Source organism: Clostridium sp. DSM 17811, assembly GCF_018861905.1.
GTDB classification, from domain to species: Bacteria; Bacillota; Clostridia; order Clostridiales; family Clostridiaceae; genus Clostridium_AD; species Clostridium_AD frigoriphilum.
On sequence record NZ_JAHLDU010000004.1, the window covers coordinates 180,550 to 200,383 of the forward strand.

Consider the following 19,834-nt stretch of genomic DNA (forward strand, 5'->3'; position numbering starts at 1 on the left):
AAGAGATGATTTAATAGTTGTTATTTGCATAGATAGAGGCAAGGAGATGTAACTTCGTGACTGGAAGAATAAGAAATGAATTTGGTAGCAATTGGTGGTCTAAAAAGTGGAATAATGCAATTTCGAGTTTTACTGAAAGTTCGACGATTGACAGCGGACGCGAATGCGCAAGAGATGGCAATGTACTGAGTTTAGATTTTTGCAAAGGAGAAATAAATGCAAGAGTTCAAGGCAGCAGTGAAGGTCCCTATAAAGTAAATATAAAAATAAGTGCATTTACAGAAGATCAGTGGAAAAAAATAATGAATGTTATGGTACAAAAGGCTATATTTTGTGCTAAACTTTTAAATGGAGAAATGCCAGAAAACATAGAAGACGCTTTTAAAGAAGGAGGGGTAACTCTTTTTCCTAAAAAACAAATACATTTAGTAAGTGAGTGTTCATGCTCAGATGTTGCAAATCCATGTAAGCATATAGCTGCAGTTCATTATATGCTTGGAATTGAATTTGATAAAGATCCCTTTGTAATTTTAAAGCTTAGAGGCATGGATAAAGAAAATTTTTTAAAAGCACTAAGAACTCTAAGAAGTGGAAATGAAGGGGAACAGGTCAATAGAAAAGCAAAAATACATCGTAGGTCAAGAAAAACTATAGAAGATTTAAAACGAGAATTTGAGAATTTTGATAGAATAGATGAAGATGTGTTAAATATGACATTTTCATATATAACACCAGAAATTAAACATGAAGTTATAACGACACTTGGAATTCCAAAATTTTGCATGAGTGATGATGAGTTTAAATGTAAAATGACGGTGGCATATACGAGCACTGAAGAGGAAACAAGGAAGTATTTAATTGGAAAGTAAGTATTGATGTATTATCATCATTTGATGGGTAAAGTCGCGAGGAGAAAAATCGTATGAAGAAACTAATAAATTTAACTAAAGGTAATAGAGTGTTATATATCGTAGCAATAATTTCCATAGCGGCAGCTACATTTATAGCAATGCTTGAGCCTTTGATTGTAAAAATAACAATAGATTCAGTAATAGGGAATAAACCAATGGATGTGATAAAACCTCTGCAAAAGATTATTATGGCAGTAGGTGGCAAGGAAGTACTTATAACAAATTTATGGGTTTGTGCATTAAGTCTTGTAACATTAACATGTATAAGAGGGGTTTTCTTATTCTTAAGTGGAAATTTTTCAGCTAGGGCTGCTGAAAATATATCAAGAAATATGCGAGTGAAGCTTTATGATCATATTCAAAACTTGCCATATGAGTATCATGTGAAAGCAGAATCAGGAGATCTAATTCAAAGGTGTACATCGGATGTGGAAACCGTTAGAAAGTTTTTTGCAACGCAAATGGTGGAAATAGGAAGAGCATTCTTTATAGTAGTATTTGCAATAATAATGATGTTGTCACTTAATAAAAAGATGACGATTATTGCCATGGTAATAGTACCAATTATTTTTATATTCTCATATGTGTTTTTTTATAAAATTAAAAGTACTTTTGAAAAAGCAGATGAACAAGAGGGTGTTCTAACAACTGTTCTTCAAGAAAATCTAAGTGGAGTTAGGGTTGTAAAAGCATTTGGAAGGCAGAATTTTGAAATTGAGAAATATGAAAAAGAAAACAAGAAATATAGAGATTTAAATTTCAAATTAGTAAAACTAGAATCAATTTATTGGTCATCATCTGATATACTTTGTATGACTCAAATTGGTCTAGTTTTGGTTTCGGGTATTTATTTTGCAGTTAATGGAGTAATAAGTCTAGGTACTTTGGTGGTATTTAATACCTATGAGGGAATGCTATTGTGGCCAGTAAGGCAACTGGGTAGAGTTCTAACTGATATGGGTAAAATGGCAGTTTCACTTAAGAGGATATCTAAGATTCTCGATACTTCAGTGGAAAGTGAAGATGGAAAGGCTCTTAAGAGTGAGATCAAAGGAGAAATAATTTTTGAAAATGTGTGCTTTGAATACGAGGAAGGTAATGAAATTCTAAAAGACTTAACTTTCAAGGTTGCGAGAGGTGAAACAGTTGCGATTGTTGGGCCAACGGGTTCAGGTAAGTCATCACTTGTACATCTATTATTAAGGCTTTATGACTATAATAGTGGGTCTATAAAAATTGACGGAATAGAACTTAAGGATATTGAAAGAAAACATATGAGAAGTAATGTAGGTATAGTGCTTCAAGAACCCTTTCTTTACTCAAGAAGTATAAGGGAAAATATTAAAATGGCAAAGATACACTCAGAGGATATAGAAATTTATAGTGCAGCTAGTGTAGCCGCTGTGCATAATGTTATAACGACATTTGAGAGGGGCTATGACACTGTTGTTGGAGAGAAAGGTGTTACACTTTCAGGAGGACAAAGACAAAGAGTGGCCATAGCAAGAACACTTGTTAAAGATATGCCAATACTAATATTTGATGACTCATTAAGTGCAGTGGATTCTGAGACTGATAGAATCATAAGGGGAAAACTAAAAAAGAGGAGTGAAAACAGTACTACATTCATAATTTCTCACAGAATTTCAACAGTAATGGATGCAGATAAAATAATAGTATTAAATCATGGAAAGATTGAAAACATAGGAACCCATGAAATGCTTATTAAAAAAGATGGTATTTATAAAAGAATATGGGAGATACAAACAAATATTGATGATTTTACGGACGATGCGCCAGTAAGTTATGAGTAAAAGGCAGGTAATATTATGGATAGAATAGATAAACGTAAATCAGCTCAAAAAATAGATATAGGTATATGGAGAAAACTTTTTAAATATCTGTCAGAATTCAAAAATGGACTTATTTTTTTAGCATTTCTAATGGTTGGAGTTGCAGGTATTGACGTAGTAATGCCGCTACTAACGAAGTATGCAATCGATAATTTTATAGTTAAGAAAACTATAGATGGGCTTCCCATATTTGCATTAGTATATTTTTGTGTTATTGTTTTTCAAGGATTAAATGTAAGATTATTTATAATACATGCAGGCAAAATAGAAACACATCTGGCCTATCATATAAGGAAAATTGGGTTTAAAAGGCTTCAAGAGTTATCTTTTTCATATTATGATACATCCTCTGTGGGATGGCTTATGGCAAGAATGACCTCTGATGTAACAAAGCTTAGTGAAATAATATCATGGGGACTAATTGACATGGTATGGGCACTAGTTATGATGGCTGGATTCATAGGAGTAATGCTTTATAATAATGTAGGATTAACACTTATATGTATGAGTGTGGTACCGGTTCTATTTTTAATAGGAATGTATTTTCAAAAGAAAATCCTTAAATCATATAGAGTTGTCAGAAAATTTAATTCACGATTAACCGCGGATTTTAGTGAAGAAGTATCTGGGGCTAAAACTACTAAAACGCTTGTTCGTGAAGAAGAAAACTTAAAAGAGTTTAAATTAGATGCAGGTAAAATGAGAAACTCATCGGTGAAAGCTGCAGTGTTTTCTGCTCTATTTCTACCTATAGTTATATCTATGGGTAGTTTAGGTGTGGGTTTTGTTTTATGGATAGGTGGGGAAAAAATTATAGCAGGAGATTTATCCTATGGTACTTTTGTAATGTTTATTGCTTATACAGTTCAGTTTTTTGACCCTATAAATCGTTTAGCTGGAACAATTGCAGAACTTCAGAATGCACAAGCATCTGCAGAAAGAATTATAGGCTTAATAGAAACAAAACCTGATATATGGGACAGTAAAGATGTGATAAAAAAATATGGTGATTTATTCCATTCAAAAAGAGATAATTGGGAAAAAATACATGGGGATATAGAATTTAAGGACGTAAGTTTTACATATAAAAATGGAGAAAAGGTGTTTAGAAATTTTAATTTAAAGGTTAATAAAGGTGAAACTATAGCGCTAGTTGGAGAAACAGGTTCTGGTAAAAGCACACTAGTAAACTTACTTTGTAGATTTTATGAACCTTCTAGTGGGGAAATATTAATTGATGGTATAGATTATAGAAAAAGATCATTATTATGGCTTCAATCAAATATTGGATATGTGCTTCAAAGCCCACATCTATTTAGTGGAACAATTAGAGACAATATCATATATGGTAAACTTAATGCATCAATACTTGAAATTGAAAATGCGGCAAAGCTTGTGAATGCTCATAGTTTTATAAGTAAGCTAGATAAGAAATATGATACGCAGGTTGGTGAAGGTGGAGGAAATTTGTCAACAGGAGAGAAGCAACTTATATCCTTCGCTAGAGCAATACTCGCAAATCCAGCATTGTTTGTACTCGATGAGGCTACATCATCTATAGATACAGAAACAGAAAGAATGATACAAAATGCTATAGAAAAGGTTCTGAAAAGTAGAACTAGCTTTGTAGTTGCTCATCGACTTTCAACAATTGTATCCGCTGATAAAATTCTTGTTATAAGAAATGGAAAAATCACGGAATCAGGCAACCACAGAGAGCTATTAAAGAAAAAGGGGTATTACTATAGCCTGTATACAAATCAGCTCTTAGAGGATAAGGAAATGGAGAGTAAAGACATATTATCATAAACGCGACGTTAAACAAAAATTAAAGGGACGGTTAATAACTTATATTAAAGTTATTAACCGTCCCTATAAACTTTAACATTTAGTTAACATGGACTTAACTTACGTCAAGTAATATATAAATTGACAATATATACAATGTTATCTAAAGGAGCTGTATCCGATGAACGCAAATTTTAAAAAGCAAAAGACAACAATTACAACATCTAACATTTTTACAAGGGTTAAAAATATTTCCATTCCTATAAAAATCATTTTAATAGTAGCTGTGACCTTAGTTTTCTTTATGGTTATAGAAAATGCAATTATATATAGGGTTACTTATAATAAAATGGTAAGCACTAATAAACAAAATATGAAGTTAGTGTCTAATGAGGTATATGAAAATTTCATAAATTTGATAAAATTACAAACTAGTGATGTTGAAAAAAATGCATTAAATAGTGATGTTATTGGAGTTGTAAAACATAAAAATGTTACAGATCGGGATGCGTTTAAAATAAAATATAAAGATGAAATTGAAAAAATGACAAATAGGTTAAAAACATATGCTAAAAGTAATAAGAGTGATGAACATGAGTTCATTGCAGATAAAGATGGAGTAATTATAGTTGATAGTGATGAGGAGTATTTAAATAGTGATTTAAGCCAAAATGATTATACAAAAAATGCTTTGAGGGGTATTCCATCCGTAAGTTCAGTATATACATCAGTTGTAAATTTTAAGCCAGTAGTTACATTTGTGCAACCTATTAAGGATGAAAATAATAATGTAATAGGACTAGCTGGAAAAAGTGTATACATAGACTACTTTTCTCAAAGATTTGATAAGTTTAAATTCTTAGACGATGGATTTTTGTTTGTAGTGGATAGTTCTCAAAACATAATATATCATCCAGATAAACATCGTATTAATAAAAAACTCGATATTACTGAATTGATAAGCATAACTAAGGATAAAAATAATTTTGAAAGGAATGGTATGAAGGAGTTTACATATAAGACAGGTAAAGATACATTTAATGCGTTTTATATTAGTGTACCTGAGCTTAAAAGTTTAGTAGTTTTTACAGTAAATGAAAATAATATGAAAAGTGCATCAAATACAATAGGAAAACTTATAGTGTTAATGACTTTTATAATGCTTTTAGTAATGGTGCCTTTATGTTATATATTTATAAGGAAAATTCTGAGACCAATGAACATCCTTGTGAAAAATACAGTAGAGATTTCAAATGGAAATCTTGCAGTTGTGAATATAATAAAAAGCAATGATGAAATTGGTAAACTAGGTTTAAGTTTTAATACTATGACGCAAAATATTAAATCCTTAGTTTATGACGTAGCTAAGGTGACAGAAGAGCTTTTACACATTAATAAGGTAACTTGTACAACGCAGCATAATATAGTAATAGGCATGGAGATAATTACAGAAAATACTCAAATGGTATCTAACGACACAAATAAATTAACTAGCGTAATAAATTCAAGCGTAAGGTCTGTTGAAGGCATAACTAAAAAGGTACAAAGCATAAAAGAACGATCTACGGATATGTATCTAAAAGCTGAAAATATTAAAACTATTAATAATTCAAACATAAGTTCAATCACTAGTCTAAAACATATAAATAAAGAAAGTACAAATAAACTAAATGGCGTAAATAAATCATTCAAGGAATTATATACGGATTTTATGGGTATTAAAAGTATAGTAGATGTTGTAAATAACATATCTAAAAGAACTCATATATTATCTTTAAATGCGTCAATAGAGGCTGCAACAGCTGGGAAATATGGTGCTGGATTTAGTATAGTTGCTAGAGAAATTAGAAGCTTGTCAGATGGTATTGGTGAGCAAATGAGTAAAATACAAGATATAGTTAGTAGTGTAAATAATAATATGTCAAGGACTGAAATTAGCATAGATGAGGTAAATAGAGTTTTTAATGAGCAAGATAACGCTATAAATGAAACTATTTTAAGTTATCAAAAGGCGTTAAGATCTACAGAGGATATAGTATCGTCAATTGGCAATATTGACCTTAGTATTGATGTTTTAAATAATGAAAATACAAGTGTTATAAATACACTTAAAGAAGTAAATATTATTTGCGGGGAGTTTACAGATTCTGTTGGGAAAATAAGTGCTGTAATTGAAAATCAATATGTTGAAACTAAGAATATGGACGGTTTAGTAATACAATTAGAGAATTCAACTAATGAACTTAGAGTAAAAATGAATAAATTTACTTTATAATAATATAAAGACAGGAAAGAATATATATTTAAAAGTAGTCTTAAGTAATAATCGTTTACAACGATAATATAGAGACGATTGTTAAGGGGGGTACAACTAATGAAAAAAGCGAATACTAAAACAAAAGGTTTGAATATTAAAACGAAACTCATAATAGTTACAGGAATGTTATTACTTATACCTGTAATTGCATTAGGCTTAATAAGTTATAAAGTCGCCAAAAATGAACTTGAAGATAGCGGAAAGGTTTTACTTAAAAATAGTGTGGAAATGACACTTATGGTAATTAGTGAAAATCAAAAACTTGTAGATGAGGGAAAACTAACGCTTGATGAAGCTAAGGAAAGAACACGTGAGTATATGTTAGGTAAAAAGCAAGCAGATGGTACAAGACCTATTAATAAAAAAATTAGTCTTGGGGAAAGTGGTTATTTGCTAGCATATACAAAAGATGGTGTAGAAGCTGCACATCCTACCCTAGAGGGTAAGAGTGTAATAGATGTTAAGGATAAGAAAGATGGTTCTTATTTTGTTAAGGAGCAAATTAGAATAGCGAGTAACGGTGGGGGTTATTTAACATACTTCTGGACTCCAGCTAATTCCGATGAAATTGCGAGTAAAATAACTTACCAAAGGGTGGATCCTAATTGGGGCTGGACTGTTAGTGCAGGGACTTATACAAATGATTTTAATGTTGGCTCAAACAAAATTTTAGGTACTACACTTCTTGTACTTTTAGCTGTGCTTGTTTTAGGAGGAGCAGTTATTATATTATTTGCGGAGCATATATCCGCTCCAATTAAAAAGATTGGTAAGGCAGTAGATGTTGTAGCTTTAGGTAATTTAAGTATTCCGGATTTAAATATAAAAAATAGAGATGAAATTGGGAAGCTAAATGAGTCGTTCAATAGAATGGTTAAGAATGTAAATGAACTAATAAGTTCTGTGAAAAATTCTGCTACTGTTGTATTTGAATCATCTCAGGTGTTAGATTCCATTGTGGATGAAAACACAGCATCAATTAATGAGGTAGCAGCATCTGTTGATGAGATTGCAAGAGGATCAAGTGAGCAGGCGTTAGAGACACAAAATGGAGTTAGTAGGGTTAAAATTTTAGCAGATAAAATAGAACTTGTAACAGCGCTTTCTGTAAAAACTAATGAGGTAACAGAGGCAACGGTTGTGATAGGAAGCAAAGGATTTTCTGCATTTGAACAGCTTATAGAAAAAACAGATGAGAATAGCAAGGCATCAGGAAAGGTAAGTGATATAATACTTGAGGTTGATAGAAGTTCTATAGAAATTGGAGCAATAACCCAGGCAATTAGTCAAATATCAGAGCAAACAAATTTATTAGCATTAAATGCTGCTATAGAGGCTGCAAGAGCTGGTGAACAGGGAAAAGGATTTGCAGTAGTTGCTGAAGAGGTAAGAAAGCTCGCTTCAGAGTCTGCTATATCTGCTGCAAAAGTTAGAGAACTAATTGATGGAATACAAAAAAAATCGAAAGATGCGGTTATAGCAATGGAAGTTGGAAATGAAATAGCAAAAGAACAAAGTAAATCTGTAATAGATGCTAAAAGTATATTTGTACAGATACTAGAAGCTATAGGTAATATTTCAGAGGATATGAAAAGTATTAAGGGATATAGTCTAGAAATGGAAACAGAGAAGAATGTAATAATTGAAATTTTGGAAACCCTTTCAGCTTCAACAGAGGAAAATTCAGCTGCGACTCAGCAGGTTGCAGCGACAACAGAAGAGCAACTAGCAAGTATAGATCAGATTGTTTCACATACACAAGATTTGAAGAATCTGGCAGTAAAGCTTACAGCTGCAGTGGACGAATTTCAGGTTTAGGGTATAAACAAAGAGGGAAACCAAATAAATATTGGTTTCCCTCTTTATTATATATTATTTAAAATCTTGGCTTAATCTTTGTATAACACGTTTTTCACCCATAGCTTGCATAACTTCATGTAGATCTTGAGTTTGTGTCTTATTAGTTAATGCAACTCTTACAATTGTCGCAACATCTGATAATTGACCTTTAAATAACTCTGGATTTTTTTTATAAGTTTTTGCATTTTTGGCATATCCAAGGTTTAAAGCAAGCTCTTTAAGGGTCGCAAACCAAGTATCATTATCATGAGAAAAATCATATACACCAATATAACTTGAAAGAACACTTCTTACCTCATCCATTGGTATATGATCAGGGAAATTGTATCCTTTGGTAAGGCTATCTCTATAAAGATCATCAAAGAAATACACAATATGTTCTTTTACATCTAACCATTTTACAAAATCTTTTCTTGGCTTATCATTTTCTCTTTCTATATTAAATATTTTTTTAGCATATTCTTCATTTTCTATTAATAAATTCGACATTTTAACATCATAAGCTTTAGCCCAATTAAGATAAAGTTCATATACAGTAGTTGCATTCATGGTAGCTATAACATCTTTACTAATATCGTTAAGTTTCAAAATATCAAATAAAGCTCCACTTTTACTCATATTTTCAAGGGTAATATTAAAGCTTGTGCAAGGAATATTTTTATTAGCATCTCTCCACTCTTGAAAATCTGAATTAATTAAATTTACAAGATATTCAGTTACAGCTATAAAAGGATACCCCTCAGATCTGTAAAATTCAACTGAGATTTCTGGGTCTTTTCTCTTACTAAGCTTACGTTTTGATGTTCCATCCATTTTCATTATTGTAGGTATATGAGCATAATGTGGGGTTGTAAAGCCCAACATTTCAAATAGCTGCAAATGTATAGGGAGAGATGATAGCCACTCCTCACCGCGAATTACATGGGTTGTTCCCATTAAATGATCATCTATAGCATGAGCAAAATGATATGTTGGAATTCCATTCGTTTTAAGAATTACAATATCTTGGTCATTTTCTGGCATGCTTATGGTACCTTTAATTAGATCATTACAAACAACTCTTTTGCCAGATTCCTCAGGTGCTCTAAGTCTTATAACATAAGGGGTACCCTTTGCGAGATTAGAAGTAATCTCATCCATTGTTGAATTCCTGTGAATTGCCCATTTCCCATGATATCCAGTATTAATTTTAAGTTCTTGTTGAATTGTTCTCGTTTTATCTAGATCTTCTGCAGTGCAAAAGCAAGGGTAAGCTAAGCCTTTTGATATTAGAGACTTTACAAAGGCATGATAAATATTAATTCTGTCACTTTGCTTATATGGACCATAGGCACCTTTTTCATTATTAGAATCTATAACACCTTCATCAAAGTTAATACCGAAATCTCGAAGAGTGCTTGTGCTATCTTCAATGGCTCCAACTACCTCTCTTTTTTTATCAGTGTCCTCTACTCTAAAGTAAAATATACCTTCACTTTGGTGTGCAAGCCTTTCGGATATAAGAGCAGCAAAGACACCTCCAAGATGTTGAAAACCAGTAGGACTTGGGGCGTATCTTGTAATCATAGCATTAGGTTTAAGATTACGTTTTGGATAAAGAGTTCTATAGTATTCTGGAGTTTCTTTTACGTTAGGTAATAATAAATCAGCCAGTTTTAAATAATCCATATTAATCATCCTTTCTTATGTAAGTATTTTAATTTAAATAAAAAACCTCTCATCCTAAAATATAATAGGACGAAAGGTAAACTTCCGCGGTACCACCTAAATTGAAATTATATATGCTTATATCTTTTAGTACATTTAAGCTTAATTATACATATATTTTTAGAAGATGTCAATATAGAATACTCTCACTTTTTTTGATAAAGACCATATGTTAGTAGTAGAGCAGGAATATTGTGTTTAAAATTCTCATAGACTAAAAAAAGAAATATATATATAACCATGTATAGGTTTTCATAAATGTGGTATAATATATAAAATAATGAAAATTTTATAAGAAAATGAAAGTGAGGTGATAATAATATGGGCGCGTTAGTTTTGCTCAGTGGTTTTACGCAAAAGGATAATGTTAATTTAATAAAGAGGATGAAAGAAATATTTTTAGATAGAAAATATACTTTGAGTTATATACCTTCAATTACAGATAAGAAATTAGAAGGTTTTAAAAAGGCAAAAATACAATTGCGTGAATATGGAAATTTTGAATTTAAGTATTTTGATATAGATGATTTTTGTAGTATAGATACAATAGATGCAATATTTAAGTCAGATGTAATATATTTATCAGGTGGAAATGCTTACTATTTTTTAAATAATCTTAAGAAAAGATATTTTATAACAAGGTTAAGACGATATGTCCAAAATGGTGGTTGTATTATAGGGGTATGCGCAGGTGCGATAATGATGGCAAAGGATATATCAGCTGCACAATTTGGTAGTGAGGATATAGTAGGTTTATCAAATCTATCATCTTTAGCTCTAGTTGATTTTAATTTTATGCCACATTGGAATATGAGTAGTAAGTATTTAGATGATTTAAAGAAGTATTCTAATAATACTGGTAATGTAGTTTATACATGTAATGATGGGGATGGAATAGTTGTAATTAACAATGAATTACAATTTTATGGAGATATAAATATGATAAAAGAGGGGGAAATAGAGCAAGTATAATTAAAAATCGATGTTATAATATATTTTATACATCGATTTTTTTAAAACTATGTCGTTGTTTTATAGAAGTATATTAACTAGCAGCACTCGCAATGCTCGCAAGTCTTATTTTAATCTTATTAAGTTTAAAAATTTGATGTCTCTCTAGTATTTCAAGTGTGGTATAAGTGTACCTAATAAATATAGCAGCTGTAATAAAAGATATCACATCTGAAATGGGATAAGCGAGCCATGCTCCGGATACACCCATATTAAGCCCAATTACAAATGAATATACAAGTGGTATAAATACTATTAGCTGCCTAAATATTGATAACTTGAAAGATGCCTTAACTCTATTTATAGCTTGGCAATAAGATATTGATAGATAATATACGCCAATGCAAGGGAATACAGCTATAACCATTCTAAAAGCCTTCGATGTTTGTTCAATAATGGCTTTATCATTTATAAATAGGCCTATAAATGTATCTGAAAAAATCATAAATATTGCCCATAATAAAGTTGAACTTACAGATACTGCAATTATGGACGACTTAACAACTTCTTTTAACCTTGTATAATTTCCTGCACCAAAATTATATGCAGCGATGGGTTGCATAGCTGTGCTTATACCCATTACTGTCATAAATAAAAACATTGAAACCCTTGTAGTTAAACCAATTGTTACGATGGCAGAATCTCCGCCATAGGAAAATAATAAATTGTTTAATATAGCAGCAACTATCGCGTCTGATATTTCTATTATAAATGTTGAAAATCCAACACATACTATTCCAACAGACACTGCTTTGTTTAGGGTTAATTTAAAAGAAAATTTTAGGCTCATTTTTAATTGAATAAATACAATAAGAACATATATAAACGCTATTATTTGAGATACAACGGTTGCTATAGCAGCTCCTTTTACTCCGTAAGAGAATACATTTATTAGAAAATAATCTATAATTACATTGAAAATTGCTCCAATAGAAGTGCTTAATAAAACTATTTTTGTGTTTCCAAAAGAAGTTATAATATATGATGCGATTATAGTAAAGGATTGAAAGATTACACCGATTAAGATTATATTTATATAATCTTTTGCAAGAGAAAATGTATTTTTAGAGGCTCCTAGGCTAATTAGAATTTTATCTTGAAAAACAAAAATGCTAATACCAATTACGGATATTGTTATAAACATTAAAACTATAGCATTTGGTATAATTATCTTAAGATTTTCGAAATCTTTGTCTCCACAACTTCTTGAAACGGAAGTTGAAGCCCCGATAGCTATAAGCATAGATATGGCAAAAAACAATCTTTGAATTGGGAAGGCTATGGTTAGAGCACCAATCGCATTAGCGCCTATAGCTTGACCTAAAAACATAGAATCAACCATGTTGTACATTTCGGCTACCATTAAAGAAATTATTGCTGGCACAGAAAATTTAAATAATAGTTTCCCGATTTTTTCTTCACCAAACATTTTGTTACTTTCTGTGATATTACTTATCGTCATTAAATCCACTACTCCTTAAAATTTTTGTTTCTATGATATTATTCTACGCTATTATGTATTTTTAAACATTCACACGATTGCTAGATAGAAAGTACAAAGTTGCTAACATGAGACTTTGTATTATACTTAAATAACAAAAAAGCACCCTAAAATAGGTGCTTTTGTACTTCTTGAAGAACTATTAATGTAGAGCCATAACCTTCTATCTTTATTATATTATTATAAACTGCATTTTTTTTAGCATAGGATAAGGAAATGTTAGGGGTAGAAATTTTAGTTAGAAGCTTCCACTCATCATAACCAAGTCTTTTGGGTTTACCCATTCGTAACCAAATATCATAAGCTGATCCAACTTTTTCTCCAATTTCATATTTAATAACTTTGTAGTCATGAATCAAATTTTTAATTGATAAAGATATTTTTCGCTCAGTAATATTTTTACTACCTTTACCTTTAGCTAAATCTTCTAGCTTAATTAGGGTATTAAGTTCATCACTGTAACTGTAAAGCAAAACTTGGATATCTTCATCTCTTCTTGTGATAATATATCCATCACCTTTATCAATAACTTCATTTCCTAGTTTAGACAATAAATAATAGGCATAATACGAAGCTTTTTTTATTCCATCTAAGGTAAGGAGGCCAGGAGATCCAAAAAATAGTTCATTATTTAAAATCGAGCTTTCTTCTACGGTGTCAAAAGCCTTTAGTGCATTCAAACTGCTAGTATCATTAATGAAATTATGAATAATATATGGAAGCATGTATGAAGAGTCATAAATAGTATTTATAGCTTCAGGACCATTAAAAGGTTTTTCTATTAAATCCTGTAATTGATATTTTTCGAAAATTTGTTTTGAAATATCTATATATTCTATAGATAGATCCTTTGAGACTTGGAATTTCCATAACTTCACAACTTCAATTCCATATATATCAGCGAAATATAATACAAAACTTTCTAAAAGTTTTATAAAGGAATTTTTATCTTCAAAGATTTGATCTAAAATTATTACTGGAACAAGGGATATGTCCATTAAAAATTCTAATAGTTTTTCAACTTCATTCCAATTTAAGAAATTTACATTTTCATTAAAATATATTTTCATTTCTTTTCCAAAGAGATTTTGAACTATACCATTTTTAAAACCTATAGCCTCTTGAAAAGTTCTTAGATATTCTTGTTCCCTTGCTTTAATAAGCTCCTTTGCTTGACCTAAATTTATGTTTTCTTCCCATTTGTGGTATAAATGCGCACCTTTCAGCGTGAAATCTGTTTGTAGTTTTATAATTTTATTTGTATAGTTAAATCTATCATAGTCTTCTAAATAATTAGATAAATAATGAATGGAAGTAGATAGGTCATAAGTTTGTATTTTTTTAAAACTATCAAATTGATCTGCTGGTATATCATATTTTTTTCTGAATTGTAGTGGTGTGCACTTATAATGATCTTTAAAGCTTTTATTGTAATACCTGGCATGAGAAAAACCAACATCAAGAGAAATATCGGATATGGTTTTATCAGTATCTAATAACAATTTAATAGATTCATCTACTCGTACATTATTAACTAATTCTTTTAAATTTGTTCCAGACATTTCTTTTATTTGATGACATAAATAATAAGAACTTAAATATTCTATACTTGCAATGTCTTGCAAACTTATCTTATTCATATAGTTATTATATATATACCTAATGATTCTATGGTACCTCTGAAATTGCGTTACATTTTCTTTTATATCTTTCTCATCATATGAAAGATAGTGAAAATTGTTTATTAAATGGAATAGTAACTTTACTAAAATGGATTCTATTTGATCATCAAAATTCTCGCTTTTTTGTATTACTTCGCAAGCTAAAATAGACAAATATTTTCGTAGAACATCATATTTTTCTTCTCTTTGGACGCCTTCTTCACTTGAATTTGTATAAAAATATATATTTTTCATATCATCATAATATTTTTCGAAAAATGTAGGGTCTAAGTGGAAAATTAATACCTTGTTTTCAACCTCTGAGTAAATTCTATGAGCTTCATCACAATTTATAATTTCAAGTTCACGCTCGTATACTTCATAATTGCCTGATTCTATAAGTACATTAATAGTGCCCTCTAGTACAAAAATTATTTCGATAGAATTATGCCAATGTATTGGGTAGTCATTTATATTCTTAAGGGAGATACTTATAGGTAAATCATTCATATAACTTATATATTCTTTTCTCATTGTAGTAACCTCTTTACTTGCGATTATGTGTATATATATTATACATCTTAAATTGCAAGATGATACATCACATAATTTAAATAGTAATTTAAATTTTATATTCTAGGTAATAAAGAAGTGTTATGGTTATTTTATTATTTATCAATAAAAACTTAGCAGATTATAAATAACATAAAAATTGGATAACTGAGAATAATATTAGAATATATTAATTGATAAAAATATATTATAAAGGATGATTTCTGTGGAAAATAATTATTCTAAAGTTTATAATATAAATAATTTCATTTTTTAATTCTAAAAATATTATTATATGCAAATATAAAGTTTAGACATCTTTTAGAAGGAAAGTCATCTATTTATATAAGTGGATACAAGGAGAAATGAATGGAAAAGTATGTTTATGTTATTATTTCAAGAACACCAACATCTACAGGCAAGATAGTTAGAAAATTTTTAAAAGAAAAATACAATCATGCTTCAATTAGCTTAGATAAAAATTTAAGTCAAATGTATTCTTTTTGTAGATTGTCAGTAAGTAATCCCCTTGTGGGGGGGATAGTTCATGAGAGTGTGTTTACCCTTACTATAGGATTAAAAGAGAATGTACCTATAAACATATATCGGATACCTGTAACAGCAGAAAAATATGAATTGATAAGTAAATTTATTTATGGAGTTTATAACGATACAGAAGTTTACTACTACAATTTTCTTCAAGCTATTGGGCTTATTAACAATAAAAGGCATGCTATTTACAAGACATATATATGCACTGAATTTGTTATGGAAGCTCTAAGGCAAGCAGGAATAAGGCTTACAACATTAGAACCATATCAGATAACACCTACAGATATTTGCAGGATCATGGGTAAATTTATTTGCTATTCAGGAAATATAGATGACTATCCATTTAGGGCACAGATAAAAACGAAAAACGATGAGATCTTCTTTTGTAAAACAGGTTTTTTTTATGAAGGATTACATACTATTAAACACTTCTGGATGGTTGTTTCTAGAGATAGAAGTAGTAAAAGAAGTAGTAAAAGCAAGAAAAGTAGAATTTAAGGTAAATACTAGGGGGAGAATAATGGAAAGTTATAATCATACTATTTGTATGAAATTAAAATTAGATGAGGAAGAAAATAAGGCTGTTAGGACCCTTTGCGCTATTTGTAATGAAAAACAAAAGATCTACTTAAAATTGGAACTTGATTTAAAAAAGAGGCAAAGAAAAGAAACTGCAAAAGACGAAGCTCTGTTAGAATTTCTTTATTATGAGAATAAGATGTTAGTAGGATACTTAGGAGTATGCAATTTCGGAGGAAATTCAGTCCAAATAAGCGGGATGGTACATCCTGACTTTAGGCGAAAGGGGATATTTAGAAAATTATACCTTATGGCAAAGGAAGAATGGCAAAGAATATCGAAAGCTGAGGTTCTAGCGCTATGTGATCATACATCTACTTATGGAATAGATTTTATAAATTCTATTGGGGGTGAATATGTATCCTCAGAGTATAAAATGTGCTTAAATAAAAAAGATTTAGAGTGCAAGATTAAACAGTCACATGAAAATGCTAGTATTATTAAACTTAGATTAGCAACGAGTGAGGATGTCTCTGAAATTGAAAAGCAAACTTCTATTTATTTTGGGAAACCATTAAATGAAATGGATGATAAAGAAGCTAAAGTAGTTAATATGAATAAAGAAGACGTAGAAAACTCTTTCATTCAGCAAGGTAATAATTTCATTAGCTATATGGCAATTCTTAAAGAGAAAATTATAGGGAAGGTTCATATTAGTATAATTAATAATGAAGGTTTTATTTATGGATTTGGAGTGCTTCCAGTATTTAGAGGAAAAGGTTATGGAAGGGAAGTTCTATTAGCTACATTAGATATATTAAAAGAAAAAGGAGCTGACAACATTTTTCTCGAAGTTGAGTCACAAAATAAAAATGCACTTGGACTTTACGAATCTTGTGGGTTTGAAGAGGTTAATGTAATGGATTATTATGTAATAACTTAAAGCGATTGGTGATAATAATACTTAAATAAAACATAACCTTTATTTAACCTGTTCTTAACTTTTCATGCATATAATGAAAGCATAGAGGAGAGTGAGGCATTATGAAAAATTTAAATATATGTATTGATATTGACGGAACAATAACAGATGCTTATTATTGGCTTAATATTACTAATAAATATTTCAATAAAAATATAACAGAGGATGAGGTAACCAAGTATTATATACATGAAATAATGGGTGTTAGTTTAAAAGAATATGATGAATTCTATCAGCAAAACAAATTTGAAATCCATTCAGAGCAGATACTTCGGGAAGATGTTCAAATTGTTATAAAAGGACTAAGTGAACTTCATAATATTTATTTTGTTACAGCAAGAGAAAAAGAACTAACTATGTTTACTCATTCATATCTAAAGAGAAATAATATTGCATATGATGAGCTGTTTGTATTAGGTAGCCATTATAAGGTGGATAAAGCAAGAGAATTAGAATGTAATGTGTTTATCGAAGATAATTATGATAATGCAGTTCAACTATCAAATGCAGGATTTAAGGTTCTTTTAATAGATACGAATTATAATAGGAAACCATTAAATGGTAATATAGTTAGGGTTTATAACTGGAAAGAAATATATTATACAATAAACAAACTGTTATTACAAAGAAAAGCGGTGTAATAACAGTTTGTTTTATTTATTTTGCAACAAATATTTTTCTTTGAATTCTATATAACCCTTTTTTCTTAATTTGCAAGATGGGCAGTCTCCACAACCATTACCTTTTATACCATTATAACAAGTTAATGTTTGCTCTTTAACAACGTCAAGCACACCTAAATCATAAGCCATTTTCCAAGTTTCTGCTTTGTTAATCCACATCAAAGGTGTTTCAATTACAAAATCATAACCCATGGCTAAATTTAAGGTAACATTTAAGGATTTAATAAACACATCTCTGCAATCTGGGTATCCACTAAAATCACTTTGAGATACACCAGTTATAATATTACTTATACCTCTTTGCTTAGCAAACACGGCTACAAAAGTTAAAAATAATAAGTTACGTCCATCTACAAAGGAATTAGGAACACTATCTTTTGGGGCTGACTTGTCCACTTTCATATCTTTTCTTGTTAAGGAATTGGGTGCTAACTGATTAAGTAAGCCTAAGTCTAAAACATGAAATTCAACGTCATGTTCTTTGCATATAGTTTTTGCACAATCAAGTTCTAATATATGTTTCTGGCCATAATCAAAAGACACAGCTATAACTTCCTTATATTTTTTTAATGCCCAAAATAAACAAGTTGTGCTATCTTGTCCGCCACTAAATACTACTACTGCTTTATCTCTATTCATAATCTACACGCTCCTTTTAAGTTGTTTAAATCTTTACTTATTTATTATAAAGCATCATTAATTTATTGTTTAAAATTACGTCAGTATTAAATCTTCCTCTAAAAGTAGTAGACATTGTTTTAGTACCTGGTTTTTTTATTCCACGAGTAGTCATGCAGGCATGTTCACCTTCTATAATAACAGCAATGTCCGAAGATGTTGTTACTATTTCCATGATTTCTGCAATGTCTGTTCCTATTCTTTCTTGAAGTTGAAGTCTTCGGCCTACCATATCAGCTATTCTTGCTATTTTACTTAGACCAATAATTTTTTTATTAGGAACATATGCTACTGTTACTTTCATATCATACATAAGCGCCAAATGGTGTTCACAATGACTGAAAATTTGTATATCTTTCATTATAACTATATCACGAGAATCATCATTAACTATTAAATCATCAACAAATGTTGTATCAAACATTTTAGCAATTTCAGCATTGCTGTAACACATACCGGCAAATACTTCTTCATACATTTTAGATACACGTTTTGGTGTATCTATAAGTCCTTCACGGGTTGGGTCATCACCTAGTGCTATTAAAATGCCTCTTATATGTTTCTCAATTGCTTTTGTATCAATTGCCATAACTTATACACCTCTCTTATTTGGATCCCAAATGATTTTATGAAGTTGAACTTGAAGATTAACACCATTCATTTTATTACTTTTCATAAATTCTACAATATCTTCTAGGTCAATTTGTCCAAATACTGGACTAATATACACATTTGTTTTATTTGTTAAGGAATATTTATCTATTATACATTTGGATTTTTGTAAATCTTCCATGCTACTAGCTACAAACTTAACTGTATCTTTATAAGTTAAATAAGCAAAGTTATTTAAATCCATTGATCCCTCCATACCACTTGCGGGTAGTTTATAATCCATATTAAAGCTCGGTGGGTTGTAAGTATTTGCAAATTCACCTAAATTAATACTACCATTAGTCTCAATTTCAATATGAATGGAGTTGTCGATTGACAAAATCTTTAAGAGATCTTTAATTCCTTCTTGTAATAGTGGTTCACCACCGGTTAAGGTTACATTTCGAATTTGGGTAGATTTTATATATTCATATATATCATCAGGTGTCATGAGGTTATAACTGGCATCTGTCTCATTAGCCCAAGTGGTGTCACAGTAGCCACAATTAAGGTTACAACCTGCAAATCTTATAAATACTACAAGTTGTCCTGAGAGCGGTCCTTCTCCGTTAACACTTATAAACTTTTCAACTACTTTATATTCCAAT

The 19,834-nt window shown here is 30.2% G+C and carries 15 protein-coding genes; 9 read left to right on the plus strand and 6 right to left on the minus strand.

The genetic code is table 11. The features are described from left to right. Positions 1 to 56 precede the first annotated feature (56 nt). The 5 genes from KPL44_RS07715 (at position 57) to KPL44_RS07735 (ending at position 8,687) form a co-directional block, all read left to right on the plus strand. Complete coding sequence (locus KPL44_RS07715; RefSeq protein WP_216248432.1) at positions 57 to 869, plus strand: SWIM zinc finger family protein; 813 nt, start codon at positions 57 to 59, stop codon at positions 867 to 869. Between the two features lie 53 nt (positions 870 to 922). Then, positions 923 to 2,725 (plus strand): ABC transporter ATP-binding protein, encoded by a 1,803-nt coding sequence (locus KPL44_RS07720; RefSeq protein WP_216248434.1) that lies wholly within the window; start codon positions 923 to 925, stop codon positions 2,723 to 2,725. A gap of 15 nt (positions 2,726 to 2,740) precedes the next feature. Further along, positions 2,741 to 4,573: an ABC transporter ATP-binding protein gene (locus KPL44_RS07725; RefSeq protein WP_216248435.1), complete on the plus strand. Its 1,833-nt coding sequence runs from the start codon at positions 2,741 to 2,743 to the stop codon at positions 4,571 to 4,573. A 160-nt stretch (positions 4,574 to 4,733) separates the two neighbouring features. Then, a complete protein-coding gene (locus KPL44_RS07730) occupies positions 4,734 to 6,827 on the plus strand; it encodes a methyl-accepting chemotaxis protein (RefSeq protein WP_216248437.1) in 2,094 nt (697 codons plus the stop codon). Between the two features lie 99 nt (positions 6,828 to 6,926). Further along, on the plus strand, positions 6,927 to 8,687 hold the full coding sequence (locus KPL44_RS07735) for a methyl-accepting chemotaxis protein (protein ID WP_216248439.1): 1,761 nt from the start codon (positions 6,927 to 6,929) through the stop codon (positions 8,685 to 8,687). 54 nt (positions 8,688 to 8,741) lie between these two features. Here KPL44_RS07735 and gltX read toward each other — a convergent pair whose 3' ends face one another. After that, a complete protein-coding gene (gltX, locus tag KPL44_RS07740; protein WP_216248441.1) occupies positions 8,742 to 10,397 on the minus strand; it encodes a glutamate--tRNA ligase in 1,656 nt (551 codons plus the stop codon). Positions 10,398 to 10,757: 360 nt separating this feature from the next. Between gltX and KPL44_RS07745 the strand changes: the two genes are divergently transcribed. Continuing rightward, a complete protein-coding gene (locus KPL44_RS07745; protein ID WP_216248444.1) occupies positions 10,758 to 11,408 on the plus strand; it encodes a Type 1 glutamine amidotransferase-like domain-containing protein in 651 nt (216 codons plus the stop codon). 73 nt (positions 11,409 to 11,481) lie between these two features. On the opposite strand, the gene KPL44_RS07750 is transcribed toward KPL44_RS07745, so the two are convergent. Together KPL44_RS07750 and KPL44_RS07755 are read right to left on the minus strand one after the other, a co-directional pair. Continuing rightward, the gene (locus KPL44_RS07750) at positions 11,482 to 12,909 is read right to left on the minus strand and encodes an MATE family efflux transporter (RefSeq protein WP_216248445.1); all 1,428 of its coding nucleotides are present in this window, start codon (positions 12,907 to 12,909) and stop codon (positions 11,482 to 11,484) included. Positions 12,910 to 13,055: 146 nt separating this feature from the next. Continuing rightward, positions 13,056 to 15,143: a helix-turn-helix domain-containing protein gene (locus KPL44_RS07755; RefSeq protein WP_216248447.1), complete on the minus strand. Its 2,088-nt coding sequence runs from the start codon at positions 15,141 to 15,143 to the stop codon at positions 13,056 to 13,058. Between the two features lie 387 nt (positions 15,144 to 15,530). On the opposite strand from KPL44_RS07755, the gene KPL44_RS07760 reads away from it, so the two are divergent. The 3 genes from KPL44_RS07760 (at position 15,531) to KPL44_RS07770 (ending at position 17,855) form a co-directional block, all read left to right on the plus strand. Beyond that, complete coding sequence (locus KPL44_RS07760; RefSeq protein WP_216248449.1) at positions 15,531 to 16,211, plus strand: hypothetical protein; 681 nt, start codon at positions 15,531 to 15,533, stop codon at positions 16,209 to 16,211. A 22-nt stretch (positions 16,212 to 16,233) separates the two neighbouring features. Then, positions 16,234 to 17,175 (plus strand): GNAT family N-acetyltransferase, encoded by a 942-nt coding sequence (locus tag KPL44_RS07765; protein WP_216248451.1) that lies wholly within the window; start codon positions 16,234 to 16,236, stop codon positions 17,173 to 17,175. Positions 17,176 to 17,276: 101 nt separating this feature from the next. Next, the gene (locus KPL44_RS07770) at positions 17,277 to 17,855 is read left to right on the plus strand and encodes a 5' nucleotidase, NT5C type (protein ID WP_216248453.1); all 579 of its coding nucleotides are present in this window, start codon (positions 17,277 to 17,279) and stop codon (positions 17,853 to 17,855) included. A gap of 12 nt (positions 17,856 to 17,867) precedes the next feature. Here KPL44_RS07770 and queC read toward each other — a convergent pair whose 3' ends face one another. Genes queC through queE form a run of 3 tightly spaced genes read right to left on the minus strand, consistent with a single transcriptional unit; the run spans position 17,868 to position 19,833 of the window. After that, complete coding sequence (gene queC, locus KPL44_RS07775) at positions 17,868 to 18,536, minus strand: 7-cyano-7-deazaguanine synthase QueC (protein ID WP_216248455.1); 669 nt, start codon at positions 18,534 to 18,536, stop codon at positions 17,868 to 17,870. 37 nt (positions 18,537 to 18,573) lie between these two features. After that, positions 18,574 to 19,164, minus strand: coding sequence for a GTP cyclohydrolase I (folE, locus tag KPL44_RS07780; protein WP_216248456.1), 591 nt, complete (start codon positions 19,162 to 19,164; stop codon positions 18,574 to 18,576). 3 nt (positions 19,165 to 19,167) lie between these two features. Further along, positions 19,168 to 19,833: a putative 7-carboxy-7-deazaguanine synthase QueE gene (gene queE / locus KPL44_RS07785; RefSeq protein WP_216248457.1), complete on the minus strand. Its 666-nt coding sequence runs from the start codon at positions 19,831 to 19,833 to the stop codon at positions 19,168 to 19,170. Position 19,834: the final 1 nt, after the last annotated feature.